Origin of the sequence: Nostoc sp., from assembly GCF_036918015.1 — a bacterium.
Taxonomy (GTDB): domain Bacteria; phylum Cyanobacteriota; class Cyanobacteriia; order Cyanobacteriales; family Nostocaceae; genus Nostoc.
Genome location: NZ_JBALEO010000089.1, coordinates 131,734 through 156,543, shown reverse-complemented (window position 1 = coordinate 156,543; position 24,810 = coordinate 131,734). Strand labels below are relative to the sequence as shown.

Genomic DNA, 24,810 nt, shown 5'->3' with positions numbered 1-24,810 from the left:
GCGTATTACCCCCCTTAATCCCCCCTTATAAAGGGGGGAAACAAGAAATCTAGTTCCCTCCCCTTTACAAGGGGAGGGTTAGGGTGGGGTAAATTTTAAGGGGGGATCAATAAGTGCCTAACATCACAGCCAACCATTTTTCAAACAGCCTTTTAGCTCGAACCTTAAGTCTTTTAGCTCGAACCTTAAGTCTTTCAGCTCGAACCTTAAGCCTTTCAGCTCGAACCTTAAGTCTTTTAGCTCGAACTTTAAGCCTTTCAGCCCGAACTTTAAGCCTTTTAGCTCAAACCTTAAGCCTTTTAGCTCAAACCTTAAGCCTTTTAGCTCGAACCTTAAGCCTTTTAGCTTGAAACTTGAGGTTATGAGGCTGAAACTTTAAGTTCTAACTCTCCCCCTCATCCTTTTTCATAGAGTACTAGACTAGTAGGTTGCAATTTCACTTCTTGACCCACAGACAGATGTTCAGCAGCTTCAGAACCATGCCCAAACCATGAGGTATCAGCAGAGTCCAACAATTTATTAGCATTATGCTCAAACGGCAAAGTTACTGTCACTGGCGACGAATTGAAATTCATCACAAATATTATTTCACTCGATTCGCACCAACGCCGCACGATGACCAACTCCTTTTTTTCATCGCTAGTCGCTTCGATGAAATTGCGGTCTTGGTTGAGAAGGGCTGGGTGTGTCTTGCGTAAATTAATTAACTGGCGATACCAATCCCAGAGAACTTTGTGTTTTCCTTGATTGCGTAATTCCCAATTCAGTTTAGACTTGAGAAAAGTTTCTGCCGATTCTGGATCTGGGGGATCGTCTGCATAGTGGAATGCTTCAAATTCTTCTTTGCGTCCGGCTCGAACTGCTTGAATCAAATCGGGATCGGAGTGACTGACAAAATAAATGAAGGGTGCAGTTTCGCCATATTCTTCTCCCATGAATAACAGAGGTAAGTTGGGCGATAGCAGCACAGCGCCAGCAGCTAACTTTAATCCTTCAAAAGAGATCCGCTGGGTGAGGCGTTCTCCTTTCATTTGATTGCCGATTTGATCGTGATTCTGAATGCAGACTGTAAACTGTGATAAAGGGCGATCGCGGCAAGATACGCCATGAAACCGTTTGCGATCGGGCGAGTATTTCCAATCGTAGACAAAAGTATCACTATAAGCTTTTGCTAAATCAGCACATTTCCCAAAATCTTGATAATATCCTTGGCGATCGCCTGTTAAAAGTGTGTGCAATGAATGGTGAAAATCATCACTCCACTGAGCATCAAGACCATATCCACCCAATTCTGCCGGACGAATTATTTGCGGATTATTCAAGTCACTTTCGGCAATTAGATGGCGTTTCCATTTTTGCCCTTGTTGTGAGAAATGATGAACTGCTTCCGCCAATTCCCATAAAAAATGCTTCGCTCCCAAATCATAAATTGCTTGAATGGCATCCAACCGCAATGCATCAATATGGAATTCGCCCAACCAGTAAAGCGCATTTTCGATAAAATAATTTCGCACACCCTGACTATGGGCATCATCGAAATTCAGCGCTTCGCCCCACGGCGTTTTATAGGTTTTAGTAAAGTAGGGCGCGAACTGACTCATATAGTTGCCTTCTGGCCCAAAGTGGTTATACACCACATCCAGCACAACGGCGATATTATTTTGATGGCAAGCATTTACCAGTTGCTTGAGTTCGGCTGGACTACCGTAGGAATTTTGGACAGCATAAGGATAAACGCCATCATAGCCCCAGTTGCGATATGCCAGAGTTGCCTCAACATGAGTGTCTCCCGGAAACTGGGAGATGGGCATGATTTCAATGGCGTTAATTCCCAGTTCCCTCAGTTCTGGTAAACGGGGAATGATGGCGGTGAAACTTCCTTCCGGGGTGAATGTTCCAACATGAACTTCATAGAAAATCATCGACTCTACAGGAATCCCAGTCCACCCTTCATCAGTCCACTCAAAAGAAGGATCGACAATTTGCGACGGCCCATGTACCCCTTCCGGTTGATACTGCGATGCCGGATCGGCAAAGTTGTCTTGGCCATTCAAAACATACCGATAAAGCGTACCCGGATACACATCGTTGACTTTCGTGTGCCAGTAGCCCTCAGATTGAGGCTTGAGGGGAATTAACTGCTGTTCTGGCGTCAATATTTTTACCGTGACGCTATCTAATAGCGGAGACCAAACTGTAAATTCACACTCTCCGTTACCCAAGTAGTTAGCACCTATTTTCACGCAGTATCCTCCCGTCAAATTCTTTGTTGTGCCAAATTGTGGCGCGATAGCGTACCCGCCCTTTTCGGTGGCGATCGCAAATGTCATTGATTGCACAATGTTTACAAACACGCCAGATAGCATAATGGTTGGTCTGGCAGACTTTTTGCTAGCATCTGGAGGCGGATTTTTGTACAGAAAAAGTCTATCTAATTAGCTATTCATCATTTAACGCCCACTCAAGCTTTTGTTTGAGGTCATTGCAGTGACTAGGCGGTAATAAATTATCGTGCTGAAGTCTACCAACTAAAATCCCCGGTGCAATGCCGATTTCAGCAGCAAACTGAATAATATTTGCTTTACTGAATTGTTGAACTGATGCCAGAAATGTTTTCAAATTGGCAGGGGGGATGAGTATATCCGCAGCAAATTTGTTTGCTTCTTCTTCCTTTTCTTGATCATTGACAGATGCAACACCTGTACCCTCAAGAAAGAAATCACGCTTACCATGCAGCAAAATGTGACCAGCTTCATGGAAAAAAGTAAACCATAAATGGTCATCAGTCTTGTAGCGCAGACTGAGTTGAATTAGCGCTTTGTCACCATTCAACCAATGAGTTGCTCCACTGGTTCGCGTTTTAGGAAGTTGTGGCACAAAAACTACAGCAACACCAGCTTCTGCACACAACTGCTGCACTTTTAGCTGGAAAATTTCTGGTGGTTCTACAGTTAAAGCGCGGATTTTTTGCAGTGCTTCCCGAAACTTGTTGGCATCATAGGGGACACAAGCAATCTCAGATGCTTCAATTTCTCCTCGACGCAGCCAAGCGGTAATAGCACCAAAATCACTTTGAAATGCTGGAGATTTACGAAAATTTATATGAGTGTTCAACCATATTCCCTCCCAATTTTCAGGGGAGGCGACGGCGAAAAAATTTAGTACCTCCCGCAGCTGCTCAACTTTGTCCCGATAGCGGCGAATCCAGCCAGACTTAATCATCGCTGTAACGGGAATTTCTCTAAGCCATGCTACTTGCTTTTCTAAGCGCTCTTTTTCTTCCTGTTGCGCTAAAAATTCCCGGTATCGTCGTTCGTGATTGTTCCAAAAACTAGCTGAGATATTAAATACCAGTTCTAGCTGTAATGCAGTTTCTGGGGTAATTGCTGCTTTACCATTAATAATTTCGTTAATTGTTTTTTTTGGTCTTCCAGTCCGTTTTGCCAGTTCTGCTTGGGTCATCCCCCGTTCTTCCAGAACTTCCAGCAGGGTATCCCCAGGAGGAGAAACGTAATCTGGATTATACTGATTTTGGATCTTACTTTCCATGTGTATTCTCCACGCCGATTATTCTCACGGCAGTTACTTGACTCCAGTCGATACCACCATCTAATTTGGTAGGAATTGGTTCATTTGCTGGCTCAAATATAAGCCGATATGGATGATCTAAATCGAGCGATAATTGACCTGCACGATCATAAAGCAATTCGTGGCAACGTCCAGGGAGATTTCGCATATCCTCAAGTACGTTGGCATAGTAACGTAAATGATCTAGCCGTAGTCGGATACGTTTTGCTCTATCTGCACCCTGATTTTTCACTAGAAGCCGTTGGTTATTGCACTCTTGTTCAAATTTACTGTTCTCAAATACAATATCCATTATAGCACCAGTCTAAAATATTATTAACCCTTGAGGTTAACAATATTTTAGACTCTAAAATCAAAAATAATCGTAATCCTCCAGAAACGGGGATTATCTTATTGAATACTAGAACTTATGTACTAAAGCTAGCTCAGTCTCAAAGTTACTTAATCATTACCTGCTTTACAGCTAGCATCCACACAATAAGATGATTCATAAGTATTAGAACGTTTACCAAAGATTGCGTAGCGGTTATCGCGGATTTGTTCGTAAAAGCGATCGCCTGTCCATTTCATCCCCGGTAATGCTTGATAAGCGTCTACAAATATACTTCCGGCTGGCAATAACCACCCAATTTTTTCTATTGCATTACTACCTTGCCAACGTCTCTCAGGTAGATTGCTATCAATTAAAATCACCCCCTGTTCGCAACCTTGGGCTGTAATTCCCCACTTTAAAAGTGTCTGCTCATCTTGCATGGGAGCATAGCGAAACAGCTTTCCCTGATCTAAGGTTTCTAGCAATTGCACGAGGCTAACGCAGAGATTACAATTCCCATCGTAGATTACGTAGTAATTCATAAAAATAACGGCTCTTTGGCAATTGAATTGTTTGGATGTGTTTGAAGAAAGCAGGAGCCAGAGGGCAGTGTTTCGACTACGCGGCAGTTGAGCGTAGTCGAAACTCAACAATCAGGCAGAAGGAACAATTGGGCGGGGATTCAGACCCCGCCCAATTGTAAGCCCTGTGTAGACGGCGGGGTTTTAGACCTTTGTTCCCTTCGGTAACAGGCTTCAGGTCTGGAGGCAGCATTCCCTTCTGCTTCCTGCCGACGCTCGCGGACTCGCTAACGCTGCGCTATCCTGCCCTCTGCCTTTCTTGATAAATACAACTTTGGTATTCTAGCTTAGAAAACCGTTGCGATCGCTCTTACCTCACCGAAACCAATCTCCATGCTAAGTGGAGCCGATAGTTGGGTAGCAATTGAAACTTACGCTCAAGCAAAGCAGGAATGGCTACAAGAGTTTTTGGCACTACCTAACGGAATTCCCTCTCATGACACCATCGCAAGAGTTTTCGCTAAATTAGACCCACAAGCATTTGAGCAATGCTTTCAGCGATGGGTGGAGTCGATTACTTACGCTGTGGGCGCTCAAGTAATACCTATCGATGGGAAAACAATACGTCAATCATTTGATCGCGATCGCTTTCAAAAAGCAATTCATGTCGTCAGCGCGCAGGTCTTGTGAACATCGATTGGTTTTGGGTCAACTTAAAGTAGATTCCAAATCCAATGAAATTACAGCAATCCCCAAGTTGCTGGAGTTACTGGATATTGCTGGATGTATCATTACAATTGATGCGATGGGATGTCAGAAAGAAATTGCCACCCAAATTATCAACCAAAAAGCAGATTACGTTCTAGCCCTAATGTCTAGGTGATCTCAAACAAAAGTAAAATCATAACTGTTCAATAGTTTTAGGTTCACTAAAACCAGCTTGACATGACAAAAAAACAGTAAATGCACAGATGTAAAACTTCGGTACATCTCAAATCTACCTGTGACTTGGTATGCAAGAAAATGGTTTTTTGTCAAATAATTTTAGATGCGTTTACCCTGTATATCAAGCGATGTGAATTGATTTTTTATTGTTTGTGAGAAATTTGCGTAAAAGCATTGGTGTGATGGGCCATTTTTTATTTCCAAGTGGAATTACACAAACAGCAAGTGAAATGTATTTAGTGATGAAATAATATCAGTTAAATATGATTATTACCAACTTTTTTGGTCAATAAATCATGACAAAAAGTTAATGCAAGTATATTTAAATTCTCTAAATAGCGCTTGTTTGTATACAAAGTAAGGATTATGCTATAAAATTTTCATATCGATCCTAAATATCTAAAGCTTGATTTATACCAACTAAATATTTTAATCATCTATATAACTAACTTTATTGGTATGTGAGCGCTGCTCTGATAATCTTTGGATGCGATCGCCCCATCGCCTCTACACTGTGTAAAAAAAAGACTGAGTGCATCTAGCAGTGCTTATAACTTATCCACTTAGATAATGTACGTATAATTCTTCCTTTGTATAAAAATATATATAAACTCTTATGATATCAATAACAAAAACTATTTGGTATACGCCTAATGATAGATAGATTTTATTGGATAAGTAGTTTAGATTTGTAACAAGTTACACAGAACATAGGTAAAACACATGGCCAACATAATTGACACTGCTACCAACAATGGTTCTTTCAAGACACTAGTTGCAGCAATCGAAGCGGCTGGTCTGGTAGATACACTTAAAGGCGCAGGACCATTCACCGTCTTCGCACCTACTGACGAAGCGTTTAACAAGCTTCCAGCAGGTACTGTAGACGCATTATTGAAAGATCCTGCAAAGCTCAAGAAAATCTTGACCTATCATGTTGTTTCAGGTAAGGTACTGGCTGCTGATGTAGCTAAACTGAAGACAGCTAAAACAGTTGAAGGTTCAGATGTAAAAATTGATGCTTCTAATGGCGTTAAGATCAATGATGCAAAAGTTGCAACAGCAGATGTTGCTGCTGATAACGGTGTTATCCACGTCATTGACACAGTTTTGATTCCTGCATAACCAAACGTCAGAATAGCAAATGCTATTTCTGGGGTGGCGGCTACCTATAGTCGTTTTTTCATTACAGTCTGGTTGAATGTTTTTTAGTAAACATCAACTACCAATAAATCCATCTAGACAGCATCTAGATGGATTTATTGTTTTATGCGTATAGAAACGTTGCAATTGCTAGCTTCTCTTAATTAGATGTCATCAAATTTTGAGTTTTGCCAAACCCAAATAACGGATACCTTCGGGGGAAATGTCAAAACAGCAAGGTAAGACTTCTAAACCGAGAGCGATCGCATCCCGTAACAATTTACCATATACAGGATCTGTGCGATCGCCAGGGGAAAACTCGATACAATCACCACGATTGATAAAGTAAAGCATCACTGCACGAGTCAAAGGTAACAACGCCATCAGTTCTCGCAAGTGTTTTTGCCCTCTTGTAGTTTCCGTGTCAGGAAATAAAGCTAATCTTCCTTCTGACAAAGTTGTATTTTTCACTTCTAAATAAATCGGGCGTTCCTCATCACTCCCCGTCAAGAAAAAATCCACTCGACTTTTTTTATCTAGCCCATAAACTACCTCACCCTTGATTTGGCTATAGTCGCCCAATTCTGGAAAAAGATGTTTCGCCAAAGCTAGCTTTACCACCCGATTGGGCAAAAAAGTATTTATGCCTACCCAAGTCGGCTCATTGTCATGTACCTGAATTAGTTCTAAAGTGTAAGCCAATTTGCGGTTAAGATTATCGCTTTTGGAAAGCTGTACGGCACTTAGAGGTGTCGATACTCCAGTCATTGGCCCTGTATTGGGACAGTGCGCTGTCACTATTTCGCCAGAAGTAAGTTGAACGTCAGCAAAAAACCGCTTGTAACGCTTGAGTAAAATACCAGGATATAAAGGTGGGTACTTGTAAAGCCAATCTATCATTATGGAACCTTGTTGCTGCTTGTAAATATACGTCGATTCTTTGCCCACCGAACCTCTATCAGCAAATCTTTTCAGCAGCTACTCCGCCTTGTGACAGAATTTGAGTAAGTTTACATATCATGGATTGTCACATTTTGTAGTTAAATTGACAACATAGTAATAAAAAGTAGCATATACTAAGTGTTACAAGCCTCCCAAACAAATCTGGGAAAATTTCAACGTGCAAGGAGGTAAATCCTATGCAAAAAGTGTGGACAGCAACGGAATTAGAATATGCTTTTCTATTTACTCTTAGAAAGGTAAATTCTATCAGTCTAGAAGGTTTCAAGGCATTTTTTAATAATATGCCTCTTGACCCTTATATCAAAAACAATTATCGTTCTAGAAGATTATCTCGGTTCACAGTCTCTGGAAATCAGTTAATCAAATTACCTCATGGCGTCTTCTTTCAAAGTAAAGAGCATAATCGATTAGCGGGTGACATCAAAAGAGAGTTTGCAGAATTAGATGATGCACTCATAGAACTTGATATTTTCAAAAATCTTGTTTTGGCATTTAGTGATTCTTGTAAACTTCATCCTGAAGCTGAAATCGGAGTTCATCAAATTAGAATTAGTTGTTCTCCAGAAAATTTTGGTAATCCAGCACCTGAAGGTATCCATCAAGATGGCACTGATTTTATTGGCATATTCTCAGTAGATAGAGAGAATATTCAAGGTGGAGAAACACATCTGTATACTGCCAAAAAAGAAAAGCCTGTATTTAGCAAAATTCTAAATCCGGGAGAACTCCTATTGGTTAATGACCATGAGTTTTTTCACTACGCTAATCCTATAAAACCACAAACTGAGGCTCAAGGAAATTGGGATGTTTTTGTTCTGACTTCTCCCAGCTTGCTTTCAGAATAATTTTAGTGAAAAAAATCAGCATCCAGAAAGCATAAGAAATTCAGTATTATTAGTATATTGATTCCACAAATTTTCTGCTGATTCTTAACTTATTCTGACTCCTAATTTCTGGATTTTAGTCAACTGTAAATATTTTACAATCTACAAGATATGGGGAATTGAATCTAGTCATTTCCCCAATTTTTTATTGGGAAGTAGTATGTTAGTTTTATTTCACATAAAGGATGAAATATACTTAAAATATGAAGATGAGTGCATAAGTTAGGCTACGAAAGAAGTCTGCTGGAATTCAATTAACTGAATCAACCAAACAAATGCCATGAATGACGAATTCTACAATAGAGGATTGGAAAAGGCTAGGCGAAAAGACTACGCGGGAGCAATTGAGGAATTTAACCATAGTTTACAACTGACACCTTACTTTAGCGAAGCTTATTTACAACGGGGTTTAGCACATTATGACTCAGGCGCAATTCTAAAAGCTGTTTCAGATTATACCGAAGCCCTGAAGCTGAATCCTGACAATGTAGAGGCATATTATTGTCGCGGATTAGCTAGGGTAGCGCTGAAAAATTTATCGGGGGCGTTAGATGATGTTGAACGTGCGATTCGTCTCAATCTCAATTATGCTGCTGCTTATAATCTGCGGGGAATGGTGCGGCGCAAACAGGGTTATATTCAAGATGCGATCGCTAACTTTAAAAAAGCTGCTGGGTTATATCTAGAGCAACAAGACAAAGAGAATTGTCGTTTGTCTTTGGAACGAATTAAACAGCTACAACCTAAAGAATTACCTGCCCTTCAGGAATCGCGTTCCACCAATGCGCCAATTTTATCTACCAATGATTATTTCACGCAATTATTAGAAAAGGCTGAAAAGGGAGATACTCAAGAAGCACTCGCTGATTTAAACTGGGTATTAAAAGCCGATCCGCAAGATGCCCAAGCTTACTGCTGTCGTGGGGTTGTGCGTTATAAAATGGGGAATTATCGAGAAGCGATCGCAGATTTTAATCAAGCATTACGACTAAATTTTCAAGATGCCATTGTCTATCGCAACCGAGGTAAAGCACGTTCTGTCTTGGGAGATCATCAAGGTGCGATCGCGGATCTTAACCAAGCAGTCCAGATGCAACCCGAAGATGTCTTAGTTTATATTGCCAGAGGTAATGTCTATCGGGCAATGGGCAATTATCTCGGTGCAATTCAAGATTACACCCAAGCGCTGCAAATCAATTCTGATGATGCTCAAGCTTATTACAATCGCGGCATTGCCTATACTTGCTTAGAAGAAATACAAAACGCCGTGGAAGATTATCAACGGGCGGGGAGTATCTTTTGCGAACAAGAAGACTGGGAAAATTATCAACAAGTCTTAAATAGCCTAGAAAAAATCCAGAAATTTAGTCCAGAGTCAAAAAAGCAAAAATATCACCTACTACGTCAGCGACTTTTACGAATGGTTGGGGGATACTGGGAAATTGCCGAACGATTGATTCAGCAAAACAAAGATTATCATCCTGGGATGTCAGACGAGTGGTATTTGCAAAAAGTCATTGATGATTTAGAACGCGATCGCAATAGATAAAATTTGAAGAAGAATGCAGAATCAAGACGCTTGTTTGCCCTTGGGAGAAGACTCGCTTTCCGCCAGTCATACAGAATACCCAACTGAATTCTGACTCACCTCGACTGCGCTCGGCGACCACCTGACTCCTGAATTCTGTTCGATAAATGCCACTACAAACGTAAAATCACCCGTACATTATTTATACGGGTGAAAATGCGATCGATCGCTTGTTATTTTCCAATGAAACTAAATAAAGTTTAGTTAGCAGCGCGACTTTGACGGCGACGGCGCAATCCAAACATACTAACTGCTCCCACTGCAAACATTGATAGAGTAACAGATGGTTCAGGAACGGTAGCGCCAATTAACGCTCTAACATTTGCCTCACCGATATCAAGAACGACGACAACATCATTAAAATCGCGATCGGAACCTTCGTTCCACTTACCAGTTGCAGAATCTACCCCTGAAGCGTATAAACCTCCGTATAAATCCTCAAAAGCCAGGAGGATGTAGTTGTTGTAAGCATAAGCAACTGCGTGCTGTAGTCCGTCAGCGTTAGAAGCAGTGTTAGTACCAAAGATATTGGCAGAGGTACCACGGTTCAAACCATCAGCTCTCAACCATAAATCTAGTTGAGTACCTGCGGTAACATTACCAACTTTGACGCCATCACCTAGTTTTAATGCGTTACCACCCCAGTCACCACTAACACATCCATTTCCTTGACAGGAAATATCATTAAAAAGCAGCCCAGACTTATTAGTAGTTCCTGTAGCTTCAAAGGCTAACTGATTTCTATAACCTGCACCCTCATTAATAAAGTAAGCAGAAACATCGTAGTCGTATTTTAGGTTTAATTTATTGGGGTCTAATTTAAATTGTCCGCTGTTTGGAAGGGCAACACTTTCTGCTTGGACAAATTGTTGAAAAGGATTGTCGTTGAAACCAGTTTGAGACTTATTATATACAGTTGGTTGAGTCCATGAACTATTCCAATTAAAATCAGCAGCAGATGCAGTTTCTACTTTGGAAACTAATCCGGTCAAGGTAGCTGTAGCGGCAATCAAGGCAGTGAATAAATTAGGTTTCATATTAAGAGCCATTAATTAGGGAAAACAATTTAGATAATGCTTTTTTTAGCAACTATCTGTCTTGATTTGTCTCTTATTTCTAACAGCTATACTTCTGCAACGTCAATCTGTTTATTTACTTTTGATAGTATATTCAAATAGCTCTTTATCTAAAGTGTTTTTACTTAAAAAAGAGTATTCATGAGTGGTTATTATCCTGTTATTAGCACTTAGCAATTAAACTTATATATGATTAAAAATTTAATGAAGAATTGATACTTTTCATGAAAATCAGATGTGCAATTTATATAGTGAAAAGCTAAAAGCTTAATCTATAGGGATTTTCATTTAAATGAGGTAGATAAGTAATAGTGTGCCGTCATCCGTATCAACGAAGCCAAGGCTTAGTTAATACGCTGCTATACAAATAGAGTTTATCTCCGTACTTACGTTGAGAAACGTAGTAATCTATCAAAGCAATGAAACCTGGGTAAATAAGTTTAGTCTTTGTTTTAAGCACTCAAGTGCTTACTACGTACTATGCTTTCATTGGCTTGATTAACTAGTAGTAGTCTGTCAAAATCGACTTCGGTATCGTCAGAATCTAGAAGTTATGCCGAGGATGGGAGACAATTTAAGCGGGTTGTGCCTTAAAATGACAGTCTTTGCTTAGACTTGATGAATATCTTTTAAGGTTAAAATAATCAAGCTTTTCCAGAGCTACATTCCCCTTGTCACAGATAAAATCTATATATGAACGCTACACAAGAAAAATTAAAAGCTCAGGTTGAGCAGGCTTTAATCGCGGCTTTTGGTGCTGATTTCGCTGGAGTAGATCCAATTTTGGTTCCTGCTAGCAATCCTAAATTTGGCGATTATCAGGCGAATGTGGCTTTATCCCTGAGTAAAAAGTTAGGATTGCAACCAAGAGCGATCGCAGGTGCGATCGTTGAGAAACTAGATGTATCCGAAATCTGCGAACCGCCGGAAATCGCTGGGCCAGGATTTATCAATCTGAAACTGAAAACAGCATACTTAGAAGCACAACTAAACGCGATTCAAGCCGATCCCAGACTGGGAGTTCCAGCCGCAAAAACGGCGAAGCGGGAAATTGTGGATTTTTCCAGTCCCAATATTGCTAAAGAAATGCACGTCGGACACTTGCGTTCGACGATTATTGGTGATTCCATCGCCCGGATTTTAGAATTTCAAGGACACGATGTACTGCGATTAAATCATGTCGGTGATTGGGGTACGCAGTTTGGAATGTTAATCGCCTATCTGCGGGAAGTTTACCCAGACGCGCTTACGACCGCTAATGCTTTAGATATTGGTGATTTAGTCTCTTTTTATCGCAAAGCCAAACTGCGGTTTGATGCCGATGAAGCTTTTCAAGAAACAGCACGCCAAGAAGTCGTCAGATTACAAGCAGGTGCAGAAGATACACTCCATGCTTGGAAACTGTTGTGCGAACAGTCGCGGCGGGAGTTTCAAATAATTTATGAGTTGCTGGATATCAAATTAACTGAACGCGGCGAATCTTTCTATAATTCTTTATTATCTGGCGTTGTAGAAGATTTAGATAAATCTGGATTACTAGTAGAAAATCAAGGGGCAAAATGCGTTTTTCTGGAAGGATTTACAAATAGAGAAGGTGAACCTTTGCCCTTAATTGTACAGAAATCAGATGGCGGCTATAACTACGCCACAACTGATTTAGCATCTCTCCGCTACCGAATTCAGCAAGATAAAGCAAAGCGGATAATTTATGTAACAGATGCTGGACAAGGAAACCACTTTGCCCAATTTTTTCAGGTAGCACGCAAAGCCGGATGGATTCCTGATGATGTGGAATTAGTCCATGTTCCCTTTGGGCTGGTGTTAGGAGAAGATGGTAAAAAATTCAAAACTCGTTCTGGGGATACTGTCCGGTTACGGGATTTATTAGATGAAGCTGTTTCACGTTCCCATGCTGACTTAAAAGCTAGATTACAGAAAGAAGGACGCCAAGAAACTGAAGAATTTGTTAATGAAGTTGCTAAGGTAGTTGGAATCAGTGCAGTTAAGTATGCAGACTTAAGCCAAAATCGCACCAGTAATTACATCTTCAGCTATGACAAAATGCTGGATCTCAAAGGTAATACTGCGCCCTATATGCTGTATGTTTATGCGCGGATTCATGGAATTAGCCGCAAGGGTGATATTAACTTTAAAGAGTTGGGAAATAATGCCGTTTTGTTGCAGCATGAAACAGAATTAGCGCTAGCAAAATATTTACTTCAACTGGATGAAGTTATTAGTAGTGTAGAGCAAGACTTGCTGCCCAATCGTTTATGTGAGTATTTGTTTGAACTGAGTCAGAAGTTTAACCAATTTTACGATCGCTGTCCCATACTACAAGCGGAGGAACCGCAGCGCACATCCCGTTTAGTTTTATGTGATTTGACTGCTAGAACTCTGAAGTTGGGATTATCTTTGTTGGGAATTGAGGTTTTGGAGAGGATGTAATATTTTTTTAACGCAAAGTGACGCTGAGGTAGCGCAAAGGTACGCAGAGTAAGAGTTAAGTTAAAGCTTCTTTGTTTCCTTTGCGGTTTTTTTATTAGAATTGGTGGACTGGAGGCGATCGCAAATGGTACGGACACCATCTAAAAACATAACTTTGGCAGAGTTTCTGATGTTACCAGAAACAAAGCCCGCTAGTGAATACATCAATGGTCAAATTATTCAAAAACCTATGCCACAGGGAAAACACAGTACAATTCGAGGTGAAATGATTAGCACTATCAACTCAATAGTGAAGCCCAAGCGAATTGCTCGTGTTTTTCCAGAACTGCGGTGTACTTTTGGTGGAAGGTCAATAGTGCCAGATGTTTCTGTTTTTACTTGGCAAAGAATTCCCCGTGATGAAAATGGTGAAGTTGCCAACGTATTCCAAGCTGCCCCCGATTGGACTATTGAGATTCTATCACTTGACCAAAGACAAACGAAAGTTACAAAAAATATTTTACATTGCTTGAATTATAAAACACAAATGGGTTGGTTGATCGATCCAGAAGAACAAACGGTATTTGTGTACATCCGCAATCAACAGCCAGTCATGTTGGATGAACTAGAAGGTTTACTTCCAGTGCCAGATTTTGTAAGTGAGTTGAGGCTGACGGTGGGAGATTTATTTGGTTGGCTGTTGGAGTAAACCAAATCCTGACGAATTGAATAAGGAAATATACCAAGTGCAACAGGTTTTATGGGTAGGAATCGGTTGTAAACGGGGAACATCATGGGAGTTGATCGATCTGGCAATTGAGCAAGTATTTCGAGAAAATCAACTTTTTCCAAGTGCGATCGCAGGTATTGCTACCATTGACGCTAAAGCCTCGGAAGTTGGCTTAGTCAAACTTTGTCGCCTCCGCAATTTGCCCCTAAAAACCTTTTCTGCGGAAATCCTTCGCTCTGTCTGTGTCCCCAACCCTGCCACACTTACCAACGATAAAGTAGGTACGCCTAGCGTAGCAGAGGCAGCTGCTATTCTTGCAGCCTCTCAACTCACATCTTTGACTGTTTTCCCCTTTACAAACATAGAAGAATTACGAGTGAAGTTTTTAGTTCCTAAACAAATTTTCCAAATACAAGGGCAACCAGGAGCGGTAACTCTTGCTGTTGCCCAAGCTTTAAATATTATTAGTATTACAAAAGTTTCTTAACTTTCTAGTCAACAACTCTCAAAAAATAGTTAATGATGCTAGAAACAATTGCTAGTACAATTGAACCTAACAAAGCAGGTAAAAAGCCCTGAATCTCAAAACCAGAACCAGGAGTTAGGATACTTGCCAACCAAAGGGCTAAGGCGTTAATCACCAATGTAAATAAACCAAAGGTGAGCAAGGTAATCGGAAACGTCAAAATCTGTAAAATTGGTCTAATAAATGCATTAACTAGACCAATTACAAAGGCAGCAATTAAGGCAGTCACAAAATTCTTGATAAAGAATCCCGGAACGATATTAGCTGTAATGAATAACGCCACCGCAGTACCGAGCCAAGTTAATAAAAAGTGTTGCATAAGTTTTTTTAGAGGAATTAGCAGTAAGTTTAATTAATTTCACTATTGCCAGTTGTGATTTGTAACACTATCGAGTGTTGTTGTACTTGACTCCTAAAGTTGCCATCATCTTTTATCAGCCTAAAATCAATGTAATTTTTCAGTGCTGGCAAGAGAGATACTTCTAATCGGTATATCTTTATCGTATTGCAGGATGTACCGCAGTGAACTACCCACACTGACCTGAGTACAGTTTAAGTGGGAAACTTACGGTGATTTAGTTAAATTCATCAAAAATGCTCTAAAGCGCAAAACCCCTACAGAGGTTTATTGAAGTTGAAAAACCTCTGTAACTTGGGGATTTCCAAAAAAGAAATAAGTTCTCAGAACTTCGGAGCATTTCGTCCGCACCTTTGCTTACACACAAAGGAGACGCTGGCTATGGTCATACTATGCCTAACGCCGCAAAAGAACCTCCCAGGTAGAGCCACCAACTACGCCGTCAGGTTCTAAACCATAGCGTTTTTGTGCAGCTTTCACCGCTGTTTCGGTTGTCTCCCCAAAGTCGCCATCGGCATCACCTTTCAATAAACCAAGCTTTTTCAGTTGTTGTTGCAACTTAACAACTTCAGAACCACGTAATCCTATACGCAAAATTGGCAATCCTTCTGAGGTGTATTGAATACCAGGAGTTCGTTTTGTAGTTGTGTTTGACTGAGTTCTAGTAGTTGATGTAGTACGCTTAGGCGGTTTCTTTGTGCTAGAAGTTGTAGTTTTTCTGGGAGTAGCAGGTCTTGGCTCAGGGTTGTTCGGAACTTGGGTTACAGCTTTTTTTGGAGTAGTAGGTTTTGGTTTTGGTCTAGTGGGAACTTGTGTTACAGCTTGTCTCGGAGGGTTGGGGTTGGGATTTGCAACGTTGGTGAGGTTACTAGCCTGAGTTGGAACAGGAAAATTTGTAGCTGAGTTAAATCTTGGCTGAGATGAAGGGACGGTTGATGCTGCTACTGGTTGATTAGGAAAAAGTCGTTGCCAAGTGCTGGCATCAACAACGCCATCTGGATTTAAGCCAGCTGCTTGTTTAAACCGGGAAACAGCACTAGCTGTATTCTCACTATAAATACCATCTACTGCACCAGAATAAAAACCCAAAAGTTTCAAAGCTGCCTGAAGTTCAGATACACGTTCGCCTTGGCTACCAACTTTCAGGCTAGGACGGTTAATACTATCTTGAGGATTAACTTGGGCAATTTTTTGTGGCGCTGCTATTGATACTAGAGTCGTTGAGGCAATGAGCAGAGGCGTAGCGGAAAACAAGAGTATTTCAATGGCTGATAAAGATTTAGACCTCTTTGGCCGCCAACCCTTTTGCCGTTTTTCCATTTTACAGCGATTTACAGTTGGATATAGTAATTTTAAGTAACTCAAAATACTTGCTGTCAGGCTGCTTTGCATGGAATTCACTCCCAGAATATTCTCATGCTAATGGTACAGCCGCTTGGTCTAAAAAACAGCTGCTATATTTTACAATATCTCTGATGGGCGTAGCTGCGGTAGATTCTCAGTTACGCGATCGCTCGATTAATTGCTTCTTCTTGACCAACTATAGACAAGTAAGGCTCTTTTAAATACTTACAAGCTGAAGCGATCGCATCCTGGGCACTCACTGCTGCAATCAATTCTTGGAACTTGGTGTCAAAATCAATTCCTAAGCCCAAAATTTCATACCAGCCGTATATCTGAGCAATTTGCCCATTCGTTTGTTTACCCAAGGCGTACTGCCCCAGAATCTTGTTTTTTGCAGCTTGGAGTGCGCTTTCGGATACTTCGGTGGTAGACAATAAATCTACTTCTGTACGCAGTCCCTCTAGGGCAATGCTGGTATTCTCCGGTGCTGTACCTATGTAAACCACAAAGGATGCTGGAAATAGCCTTGTGGAGTAAAAGGCGGATACTTCGTAAGCTAAACCTCTTTTTTCCCGTAATTCGACAAACAAGCGGCTAGAAAGCCCATTTCCCAAATAAGTACACAGCAATTTCAATGGGGCGTAGTCAACAGAATTCACCGATGTTCCTAAATAACCGAGCATCACGATTGATTGTTGTGTCTGTATTGGCTTTAGCCTTACCTGCGGTTCCACCTTAATTTCAGGTAAATTCAGTATTGGCAGTGCTTGGGCTGTAGCTTGCCAATCACCAAAAACTTCTTCCACCAATGCCACTGCGTCTGTGGGTGTGACTCTGCCAGCAATACTAATTACTATATTATCTGGGCGGAAATAAGTTTGGTGATACTCCACTAAATCCGCACGAGTTAAGCGGCTCATGGTGGATTCATCTCCTAGCACGGACATCGAGTAGGGATGATTTTGGTACATTACCTGCCGCATTTGTTCAAAGGCGACATTGAACGGCTGCTCTTTTTGGGAACGAATATCTTGGAGTGCTAAACGCCGTTCTAGTTCCACTTGAGTTTCGGGAAAAGTAGGCGATCGCAAAATTCGCCCTGCCAATGTTAAAATTTCCCCAAAATCGGATGTTACGGTTTTGAAAGATAGCAAAAAATAATCAGTGCCAGCATCGGCACTCAAACTCGCCCCTACAGACTCAACTTTTTCTGCAATTTCCAAGCTAGAAAGTCCATCGCATCCCTTTGTCATCACTGCTGAGAGCAAATGTGCCAACCCTGCTTGCTCCCGGTTTTCGTTACAACTACCAGCACGCACAAAGATTCGCGCTGCAATAATGTCCGCAGCCGGATTTTCTGCCACCAGCACGACAAGGCCATTGTTCAATACAGTGCGATGGATGGGCGATTTTTGCAGCAAGGTTGTCATTTATAGTTTGTCCTTTGTCATTTGTCGTTTGTCATTTGTTCTTCGTCATTCGTCTTTTGCTAATGACTAATGACTAATAACTAATAATTAATGACTAACACGGTTTAAGTATAGTAACCGCATAATTCTCCGGCGAGAGATACTGTTTAGCTAATTTTTGCAGTTCTTGGGCATCAAAAGACTGAATCTGTTGGAGATATGTCACAGCTAATTCAGCTTGGGCAATGGTATTGTAATACCCATAAAGCCCTGTCAGTTGATTTGGCGTTTCGGTGGAAAACGCATACTCATTACATAGCAACCTGCGTGTACGAGCAAGTTCTTGTTCGCTAATTCCTTTAGTCTGCAAATCATCCAAATGAGCGCAAATTAAGGACTCAACTTCCTCTAGATTTTCTGTTTCCAACCAGGCAGTAATTGTAAATAAACTGGATTCCCGTTGTAGAGAAAAACTACTGCAAATTCCCTGTACCAATTGCAAATCTTCGCGCAAATCACGCACTAAACGCGAAGTCCGCCCTTCTGCCAATAATACTGACAACAAATCTAAACCATAGCCAGTACGGATATCTTCTACTCCGGGTACTAGCCACGCCATCAATAAGCGCGCTTGTTCTATGCGTGGTAAACACAGTTCTTGACGATGAATACCTGTTATTACTGGCTTTGCCACTTTCTCAAATTGCGGACAATTAGAGCGTTCGGCAAAATCAGCAAATGAATGATTTACCATTTCCCAAGCTGCTTGCTGGGCTATACCTCCGGCAATTACCACCGTCATGTTTTCCGGCTGATAGTGGGCGTGGTGAAAACAGCGCATTGCTTCTGGTGATTGCTGCATCAGTTCTTGCTCAGTACCCAGCACCGAACGTCCGTAAGGGTGATGCGGATAGATGCTTTGAATTAGAGCTTGAAATCCTATCCAGTCGGAATCGTCCTGACAAGAGCGAATTTCCTCTAGCACCACATCGCGTTCGCGGCTAAATTCATCTTCTGGAATTGCCGCATTGAGTAGTAGTTCTCCTAAGTAGGGAAGAGTATCTTTTAAATAAGGGGCAGCTGTGGTGAGTGAATAATTAGCATAATCATAGCTTGTTGCTGCATTACTTACGCCACCACGGTTTTCAACTTTGGAATCGAACATTCCAGGGGGTAGCGTCGCCGTACCTTTAAAAATCATGTGTTCTAAAAAGTGCGCCATACCAAACCACGGTTTTGGCTCTAGGCTGGCTCCAGCACGCACCCAAACATCCGCCACAACTACGGGAGTGGTGGGAATTTCTTGATGAATAAAAGTTAAACCACTCTCTAGTCGGAAGACTGAGGCTGGAAATACGGTATTAGTTAGTTGTTTTAACAATTTTTTGTAGTTTTAACCACAATTTGAGGCAATTGTGTCATCTTAACTCTGAACGATACCTAATTTAGAATCAAATTATACAGATTTAGTAGAATTATGCGATCGCTGTTCTCCACATTACCGAAAAATTACACGCGTTATGCATTGAGAGGAAAATCACAAATTAGTTAAAACACTGGAATCTCAATGACAAATTCTGTTCCTTCGCCAAGCACAGAATTGCAACTCAACCGCCCATTATGGGTTTCTTCGACAATTTGACGAGCGATCGCTAATCCTAATCCTGTTCCTTTCCCAACCTCTTTGGTTGTAAATAGGTGGTCAAATATCCGCGATCTAACCTCCTCTGGCATCCCCTGACCATTATCTTTGATGCGAATTACCACCATGTTTTGCTCACTAGATACTTCGGTGTGAATCAGTATTTGGTGATGATTGGCTTGGACTTGGGCAAAAGAAAGCCCCTCGCAGGAAGTATCTAAGGCATCAATGGCGTTAGCGAGGATGTTCATAAATACTTGATTTAGCTGTCCTAAAAAGCACTTAACTGGTGGCAATTTTCCGTATTTAGTGATAACTTCAATTGCTGGACGTTTTTCGTTAGCTTTGAGGCGATACTTCAAAATCAACAGGGTACTCTCAATGCCTTCATGGAGGTTACAAGCAACTTTTTCGGTTGTATCAGCCCTGGAGAAGGTGCGGAGACTGATGCTAATATCTTTGATCCTTTCTGAAGCCACCTTCATCGAGCCTACTAGCTTTGGTAAGTCTTCAGTCAGAAATTCTAGGTCAATTTCTTCGCCATGTTCAATGACTGCGATCGCAGGAGTGGGATGATGTTGTTGGTAGGATTGGATATGGGCGAGTAAGTCTTGAATATACTCTTCGGCATTGTTAAGGCTGCCTTTCAAAAATCCAATTGGATTATTAATTTCATGTGCCACCCCAGCAACCAAATTACCCAAGGTTGCCATTTTTTCATTTTGCACCATTTGTAATTGGGTATGCTCAAGTTCTTGTAGCGATCGCTCTAACTGTTGGGCATAATTTTGAGATTCTTGATAAAGACGGGCATTTTCTAGAGAGATGGCAGCTTGAGCGCATAGCAGTTGGATAACTTCGGTGCGATCGCTTGTAAATGCGCCAATTGTTAGCGGATTTTCTAGATATAATAGCCCGATAAGTTTACCTTGATTTAACATCGGCGTACACAACACACTCTTAGGTTGTTGCTGCATAAAATATAAATCGGCAATAAAATCAGTTTGTGCTGTTGCATCATCCAGCACAACAGTTTTTAAGCTGCGTTTGACATAGTTTAGCAGTGTGACGGGAATGCCTTCGCTGGTTGACAATGGTACAGATACCAAAGTGACTCCTTCATTGATGGTAGCTACAGCTTCAACCACTAAGTCGCCCTGTTGGAGTACAAGTAATGCAGCTTTTTGTGCCCCGGCATTTTCCATTACCACTTGCAAAAGAGTAGTGAGTAATTGCTCTAATTGAATTTCACTGGAGAGAACTTGTGAGGCTTTAAAGATGGTGGCAAAATCAAGAGCTTCCGAAATACTGCTGCTAGAAAGATTTGTGTGGATGGTTTGATGTGGAAATAAGGATGCATCAACGGTTGAACTCAGTTGAAAGCGATGATGTTGCCCTTGTAAGATGGGAGCCAGGAGTTGAGGATAGCGTTTTTCTAAATCCTCAGTTTTGGCTTTTGCACCCCAACGAGCATAGCAGTAATAAGCTTCCTGCATATAAACTGGGGCAATTTTTTCTTTGCCCCAGTCGAGGTAGAACTTGGCAGCTAGTTCATTACTCAAGGCTTCTTCTTGGATATATTGGTTTTCTTTCGCTAGAGTTATGGCGCGATCGTACAATTCTATTGCTGCCAACTTTTCCCCCAGAACCCGATGGAGTTCTGCTTCCACCAAATCAAATTTGTGCTGGAAATTCATCGGTGCGAATTTGGCGATAAACTGCAATTGTTCTTGGTTTTCGCCAATCTTTAAGAGTAATTTCTCCTGTTGAGATGGTTCAACTGTGGGATAGACAGCCAGCCGAGATAAAGAATCGTAGTAGTAGAAGACAGGCACAGATAGCATTCCGGCACCACCGTTGAGGTATTGCTCTCCCTGATTTCCATTCTCAACTGCTGCCGGAAAATTCTCAAACAGATAACTGAGTGTTAACTTACTTAAGAAAAATATATGGAGTGTTAATTCGTCCTTTTCTTGGAGGAGCGCAGATAAGAGTTCTTCTTGACAATCTTCACCAATCAGGGAGTCTGGATAGTCGCTATATTCGGTGAGATTTTTAATGGTTTGAGAGACGATATTAGACCAATTTAATAAGCGTTGATTTTTGGCAAAATTAGACTCATAGGCTTTAATATCTGCTAGCAGGATTTCCAAAACTTCTGTGCCACTTAAATAGACATAGAATAACTTGAAAATCATCGATGCCAGCACATGAAAAAAATCGCCTGTCTCTAATCCAAAAGTATGGGATTCCTGTAATAAACTAATTGAGGTACGAACATGTTGTTGATTACATTGATTCAATGCACCCACCTTAAATATAGTCATGCTTTGAACAGACTTTGCTTGAAATCTATCTACAAGCATTAAAGCTAGCTGGCCAAATTCGTAGCCTGACTCTAGTTGGTTGCAAATATTAAGTACAATTCCAAAATCTGCATATCCTGGTGCAGAAAGTGGTGCATTGCCGTATTTCAGAGATAAATTCACCTCTTCGCAGGCAATAATTGGGAACAGATAAGGCGCAGCTTGATGGATGGCGGGAGCGATGCTAGCCATAATCCGCAAAGCAACCAAAGCTTTGGGATCGTTCATCAATGGCAAGTCAACTAAGCCCGCAATACTTCTGCCTGCCAAGGTGGAGAGGGTGTTGACTACATATTGCTGAATGTCTGGAGGTGTGACTGATTCAGGTAATGTTACCCCTAGTTGAGCGAGAAGTTCACGCCCAATTGCGATCGCTTTGAATGATTGATTCCGCACCTGATCGGCTTGGAGTTTAACTTCATAGACTTTCACTCTATCTAGTAAGGTGGTTGTTTGTTCGATGACAACCTGAATCAGAGATTCCATTTGCTCAAATTCATTGTTGAGAAAGGCCGCTTCGGCAGCTTCTTCGTATAAACTTAGAGTTAATTCGTAGGCGATTTCCCAACTATTAATTGTCAACAACTGCATTCCAGAATAGAAGTAATGAATTGCTGCAACATAAGCAGTAGCTTCTTTCGCTTTGCGACCAGCATTCAGATTTAATTGAGCTAATTGTTGACGTTCAGCCAGTTGGGTGATTAGTAATATTCCTCGATTCAACTGACTGACAATCTCAAAAATTCGCTCCTCTTGCTGTGACTCAGAGGTATTTTGCAAGAGTAATTGACCAATTTTAAGATGGGTAAATTGTTTCTGCTCACCTGGAATCAGAGAGTAAGCCGCTTGTTGCACCCTGTCATGCAAAAATTTGTAGATGGGGACTTGGACATTGCAATTTAATGGATTTGAATCAGAATCATGCCCACTATATTGAAAGAATTTATAAACTTCAGTAGTAGGTAAAACTAACCCTTCTTGTAAAGCTTTCCATAAAGATGCTGCCGTTTCGGTTTCCGATTGTTCAGAAACAATTGCTAAGGTTTGCAAATCAAACTGGTTGCCAATACACGCAGCTAATTTCAACACATTTTGCGTTGCTGCTGGCAACTTTTGCAACTGTAGCGCTAAAAATTCTACAACATCATCGGTAAGCGCAAGTGCTTTGACAGCAACAAGATCGCATTGCCAGTACCCTCGATCGGAATTAAAAGTAATCAGTCCATCTTCATATAATATTTTGAGAAAGTGTGTTGCAAAAAATGGATTTCCTTGAGTTTTTTGATAGACGAGTTCCGTTAGAGGTTGGGCAATTTTACTTGAACAACTCAAGGTATCAACCACCAATTGATTTAAACTAGCATTACTTAACGGAGCTAAAGTAATGCTGTTAATTGTCGCATTGACTTTGCGAATCTCCGCTAAAGTCAACATCAACTGATGCGTGGTAGATACTTCATTATCTCGATAAGCCCCAATTAAAAGTAAAGAGCCACTTCCTGACTCGCTCATCAACAACTGCATCAATTTGAGCGATGCAGAATCGGCCCACTGCAAATCATCAAGGAAAATTACTAATGGATGTTCTTTTGTGGTGAATACCTGAATGAACTTTTGGAAGAGTAAATTGAAGCGATTCTGGGCTGCACTTGGTAAAAGTTCCGTTGCAGGTGGTTGTTGACCAATAATTTGTTCTAGTTCGGGAATTACCTCAAGAATGACTTGTCCTTGATCGCCCAGCACTTGTAAAATTTTATTTTTCCAAGTTGACAATTGGACATCACTTTCACTCAGTAATTGTCCCATTAAGTCTCGAAATGCCTGCACAAAAGCGGAGAAGGGAATATTCCGATTAAATTGGTCAAATTTGCCTTTAATGAAGTAGCCCCGCTGCCGGACAATGGGTTTGTGAACCTCGTTAACAATTGCTGTTTTACCAATACCAGAAAAACCAGCCACTAGCATTAATTCCGTCTGATTGTTGGTAACACGTTCAAATGCTTTGAGCAGAGTTTCAACTTCATGCTCGCGCCCATAGAGTTTTTCTGGGATAATAAAGCGATCGCACACATCCCGTTGAGCAATTGGGAAACTTACAATTTTCCCCGTCTCCTTGAGTTGAGCCAAACAATTTTCTAAATCATATTTCAGCCCAAATGCACTCTGATAGCGGTCTTCGGCATTTTTCGCCATCAATTTGCTAACAATAGATGAGAGTACAGGCGCAATTTGCGGATTTATATCATGTACTAAAGGCGGAAGTTTGGCAATATGACAATGTACCAATTCCATCGGTTCGTGCGATTGAAATGGTAATTGCCCTGTTAGTAACTCGTAGAAAGTTACACCCAGAGAATAAAAATCAGTACGGTAATCAATCCCCCGATTCATCCTTCCAGTTTGCTCTGGAGACAAATAGCCAAGTGTCCCTTCTAATACATTAGGACTCATGAGGCTTTGAGTTTCTCGTGGTAATAAAGATGCAATACTAAAGTCAATTAACTTAACTTCTTTAGTTTCTGGATGAATTAAAATATTGGCAGGTTTAATATCTTTGTGAACGATCCGATGACGTATTAGAATATCTAATGTATTGCACAGTGCGATCGCTACTTGTAAAAACTCAATGAGAGCTTGTGGTGTTTCCCCTATTCTCCTATTCTCTCCTCTGTCTTGCCACTGCTTTAGAGAAATTCCCCCAAAGTCTTCCATCACTAACACATAGCCATTCTGATAGGTTTCTAGACTATAGGTTTGGATGATTCCAGGTAGATTCAAATTTTTGGCAATGGTGAACTGGTTGCGAAACTGAACCAATTCGCTGAAGCTGGGATAAGCAGTTTTCATCAGCTTAATCACCACAGATTTTTGGTCAGTTTCTCGATTAGCGCGATAAACCAAGGTTCGAGAACCGTTGTAGAGTTCTTTGCTAACGTGATATCCGGGAATGCTGACCATAGGGCTTAATTCTTGAGACCTCAGTATCT

Annotated in this window: 17 protein-coding genes and 1 pseudogene; 7 read left to right on the top strand and 11 right to left on the bottom strand. The window is 41.1% G+C overall.

Annotation, left to right across the window (positions count from 1 at the left end; genetic code table 11):
- Positions 1-395: 395 nt before the first annotated feature.
- The 4 genes from treZ to V7K61_RS27445 form a co-directional block, all read right to left on the bottom strand.
- Entirely contained in the window at positions 396-2,243 is a 1,848-nt protein-coding gene (gene treZ, locus V7K61_RS27460) for a malto-oligosyltrehalose trehalohydrolase (RefSeq protein WP_335058369.1), read from the bottom strand.
- A 196-nt stretch (positions 2,244-2,439) separates the two neighbouring features.
- Positions 2,440-3,549 (bottom strand): HigA family addiction module antitoxin, encoded by a 1,110-nt coding sequence (locus tag V7K61_RS27455; protein WP_335058343.1) that lies wholly within the window; start codon positions 3,547-3,549, stop codon positions 2,440-2,442.
- Entirely contained in the window at positions 3,539-3,880 is a 342-nt protein-coding gene (locus tag V7K61_RS27450) for a type II toxin-antitoxin system RelE/ParE family toxin (RefSeq protein ID WP_334851656.1), read from the bottom strand. The genes V7K61_RS27455 and V7K61_RS27450 overlap by 11 nt, the downstream gene beginning before the upstream one ends.
- 149 nt (positions 3,881-4,029) lie before the next feature.
- Positions 4,030-4,443 (bottom strand): thiol-disulfide oxidoreductase DCC family protein, encoded by a 414-nt coding sequence (locus V7K61_RS27445; protein ID WP_335058340.1) that lies wholly within the window; start codon positions 4,441-4,443, stop codon positions 4,030-4,032.
- A gap of 336 nt (positions 4,444-4,779) precedes the next feature.
- On the opposite strand from V7K61_RS27445, the pseudogene V7K61_RS27440 reads away from it, so the two are divergent.
- Both V7K61_RS27440 and V7K61_RS27435 read left to right on the top strand, forming a co-directional pair.
- A pseudogene (locus tag V7K61_RS27440) lies at positions 4,780-5,293 on the top strand (ISAs1 family transposase); the annotation flags it as partial.
- A 797-nt stretch (positions 5,294-6,090) separates the two neighbouring features.
- Positions 6,091-6,492, top strand: coding sequence for a fasciclin domain-containing protein (locus tag V7K61_RS27435; RefSeq protein WP_334717761.1), 402 nt, complete (start codon positions 6,091-6,093; stop codon positions 6,490-6,492).
- A gap of 192 nt (positions 6,493-6,684) precedes the next feature.
- Here the strand turns inward: V7K61_RS27435 and sfsA are convergent, their stop codons facing one another.
- Positions 6,685-7,410 (bottom strand): DNA/RNA nuclease SfsA, encoded by a 726-nt coding sequence (gene sfsA, locus V7K61_RS27430; RefSeq protein WP_335058338.1) that lies wholly within the window; start codon positions 7,408-7,410, stop codon positions 6,685-6,687.
- A 239-nt stretch (positions 7,411-7,649) separates the two neighbouring features.
- Between sfsA and V7K61_RS27425 the strand changes: the two genes are divergently transcribed.
- Both V7K61_RS27425 and V7K61_RS27420 read left to right on the top strand, forming a co-directional pair.
- Positions 7,650-8,318: a 2OG-Fe dioxygenase family protein gene (locus tag V7K61_RS27425; protein ID WP_099098925.1), complete on the top strand. Its 669-nt coding sequence runs from the start codon at positions 7,650-7,652 to the stop codon at positions 8,316-8,318.
- Positions 8,319-8,637: 319 nt separating this feature from the next.
- Positions 8,638-9,906 carry a tetratricopeptide repeat protein gene (locus V7K61_RS27420; RefSeq protein ID WP_335058336.1) on the top strand — a complete coding sequence of 423 codons (1,269 nt, stop codon included), beginning with the start codon at positions 8,638-8,640 and terminating at the stop codon, positions 9,904-9,906.
- Positions 9,907-10,145: 239 nt separating this feature from the next.
- On the opposite strand, the gene V7K61_RS27415 is transcribed toward V7K61_RS27420, so the two are convergent.
- Positions 10,146-10,982, bottom strand: coding sequence for a DUF4114 domain-containing protein (locus V7K61_RS27415; protein ID WP_335058334.1), 837 nt, complete (start codon positions 10,980-10,982; stop codon positions 10,146-10,148).
- Between the two features lie 732 nt (positions 10,983-11,714).
- Between V7K61_RS27415 and argS the strand changes: the two genes are divergently transcribed.
- From argS to V7K61_RS27400, 3 genes are all read left to right on the top strand, one after another.
- Positions 11,715-13,469 carry an arginine--tRNA ligase gene (gene argS, locus V7K61_RS27410; protein WP_335058332.1) on the top strand — a complete coding sequence of 585 codons (1,755 nt, stop codon included), beginning with the start codon at positions 11,715-11,717 and terminating at the stop codon, positions 13,467-13,469.
- 124 nt (positions 13,470-13,593) lie between these two features.
- Complete coding sequence (locus V7K61_RS27405; protein ID WP_335058331.1) at positions 13,594-14,157, top strand: Uma2 family endonuclease; 564 nt, start codon at positions 13,594-13,596, stop codon at positions 14,155-14,157.
- Positions 14,138-14,665, top strand: a complete 528-nt coding sequence (locus V7K61_RS27400; protein ID WP_335058329.1) for a cobalamin biosynthesis protein — start codon at positions 14,138-14,140, stop codon at positions 14,663-14,665. Before V7K61_RS27405 ends, V7K61_RS27400 begins: the two co-directional genes overlap by 20 nt.
- Positions 14,666-14,669: 4 nt before the next feature.
- On the opposite strand, the gene V7K61_RS27395 is transcribed toward V7K61_RS27400, so the two are convergent.
- From V7K61_RS27395 to V7K61_RS27375, 5 genes are all read right to left on the bottom strand, one after another.
- Positions 14,670-15,023 (bottom strand): phage holin family protein, encoded by a 354-nt coding sequence (locus tag V7K61_RS27395; protein WP_289797505.1) that lies wholly within the window; start codon positions 15,021-15,023, stop codon positions 14,670-14,672.
- A gap of 435 nt (positions 15,024-15,458) precedes the next feature.
- On the bottom strand, positions 15,459-16,454 hold the full coding sequence (locus V7K61_RS27390; protein WP_335058327.1) for a peptidoglycan-binding domain-containing protein: 996 nt from the start codon (positions 16,452-16,454) through the stop codon (positions 15,459-15,461).
- 110 nt (positions 16,455-16,564) lie between these two features.
- The gene (locus tag V7K61_RS27385; protein WP_335058325.1) at positions 16,565-17,836 is read right to left on the bottom strand and encodes a M16 family metallopeptidase; all 1,272 of its coding nucleotides are present in this window, start codon (positions 17,834-17,836) and stop codon (positions 16,565-16,567) included.
- Between the two features lie 94 nt (positions 17,837-17,930).
- On the bottom strand, positions 17,931-19,196 hold the full coding sequence (locus V7K61_RS27380) for a M16 family metallopeptidase (RefSeq protein WP_335058323.1): 1,266 nt from the start codon (positions 19,194-19,196) through the stop codon (positions 17,931-17,933).
- 167 nt (positions 19,197-19,363) lie between these two features.
- Positions 19,364-24,781: a trifunctional serine/threonine-protein kinase/ATP-binding protein/sensor histidine kinase gene (locus V7K61_RS27375; RefSeq protein ID WP_335058321.1), complete on the bottom strand. Its 5,418-nt coding sequence runs from the start codon at positions 24,779-24,781 to the stop codon at positions 19,364-19,366.
- Positions 24,782-24,810: the final 29 nt, after the last annotated feature.

Excerpts from the sequence above, each read along its gene's own strand:
- V7K61_RS27455 (WP_335058343.1), bottom strand. The coding sequence starts at position 3,549 with ATGGAAAGTAAGATCCAAAATCAGTATAATCCAGATTACGTTTCTCCT.
- V7K61_RS27450 (WP_334851656.1), bottom strand. The coding sequence starts at position 3,880 with ATGGATATTGTATTTGAGAACAGTAAATTTGAACAAGAGTGCAATAAC.
- V7K61_RS27445 (WP_335058340.1), bottom strand. The coding sequence starts at position 4,443 with ATGAATTACTACGTAATCTACGATGGGAATTGTAATCTCTGCGTTAGC.
- V7K61_RS27435 (WP_334717761.1), top strand. The coding sequence starts at position 6,091 with ATGGCCAACATAATTGACACTGCTACCAACAATGGTTCTTTCAAGACA.
- sfsA (WP_335058338.1), bottom strand. The coding sequence starts at position 7,410 with ATGATAGATTGGCTTTACAAGTACCCACCTTTATATCCTGGTATTTTA.
- V7K61_RS27425 (WP_099098925.1), top strand. The coding sequence starts at position 7,650 with ATGCAAAAAGTGTGGACAGCAACGGAATTAGAATATGCTTTTCTATTT.
- V7K61_RS27420 (WP_335058336.1), top strand. The coding sequence starts at position 8,638 with ATGAATGACGAATTCTACAATAGAGGATTGGAAAAGGCTAGGCGAAAA.
- V7K61_RS27415 (WP_335058334.1), bottom strand. The coding sequence starts at position 10,982 with ATGAAACCTAATTTATTCACTGCCTTGATTGCCGCTACAGCTACCTTG.
- argS (WP_335058332.1), top strand. The coding sequence starts at position 11,715 with ATGAACGCTACACAAGAAAAATTAAAAGCTCAGGTTGAGCAGGCTTTA.
- V7K61_RS27405 (WP_335058331.1), top strand. The coding sequence starts at position 13,594 with ATGGTACGGACACCATCTAAAAACATAACTTTGGCAGAGTTTCTGATG.
- V7K61_RS27395 (WP_289797505.1), bottom strand. The coding sequence starts at position 15,023 with ATGCAACACTTTTTATTAACTTGGCTCGGTACTGCGGTGGCGTTATTC.
- V7K61_RS27390 (WP_335058327.1), bottom strand. The coding sequence starts at position 16,454 with ATGCAAAGCAGCCTGACAGCAAGTATTTTGAGTTACTTAAAATTACTA.
- V7K61_RS27385 (WP_335058325.1), bottom strand. The coding sequence starts at position 17,836 with ATGACAACCTTGCTGCAAAAATCGCCCATCCATCGCACTGTATTGAAC.
- V7K61_RS27375 (WP_335058321.1), bottom strand. The coding sequence starts at position 24,781 with ATGGTCAGCATTCCCGGATATCACGTTAGCAAAGAACTCTACAACGGT.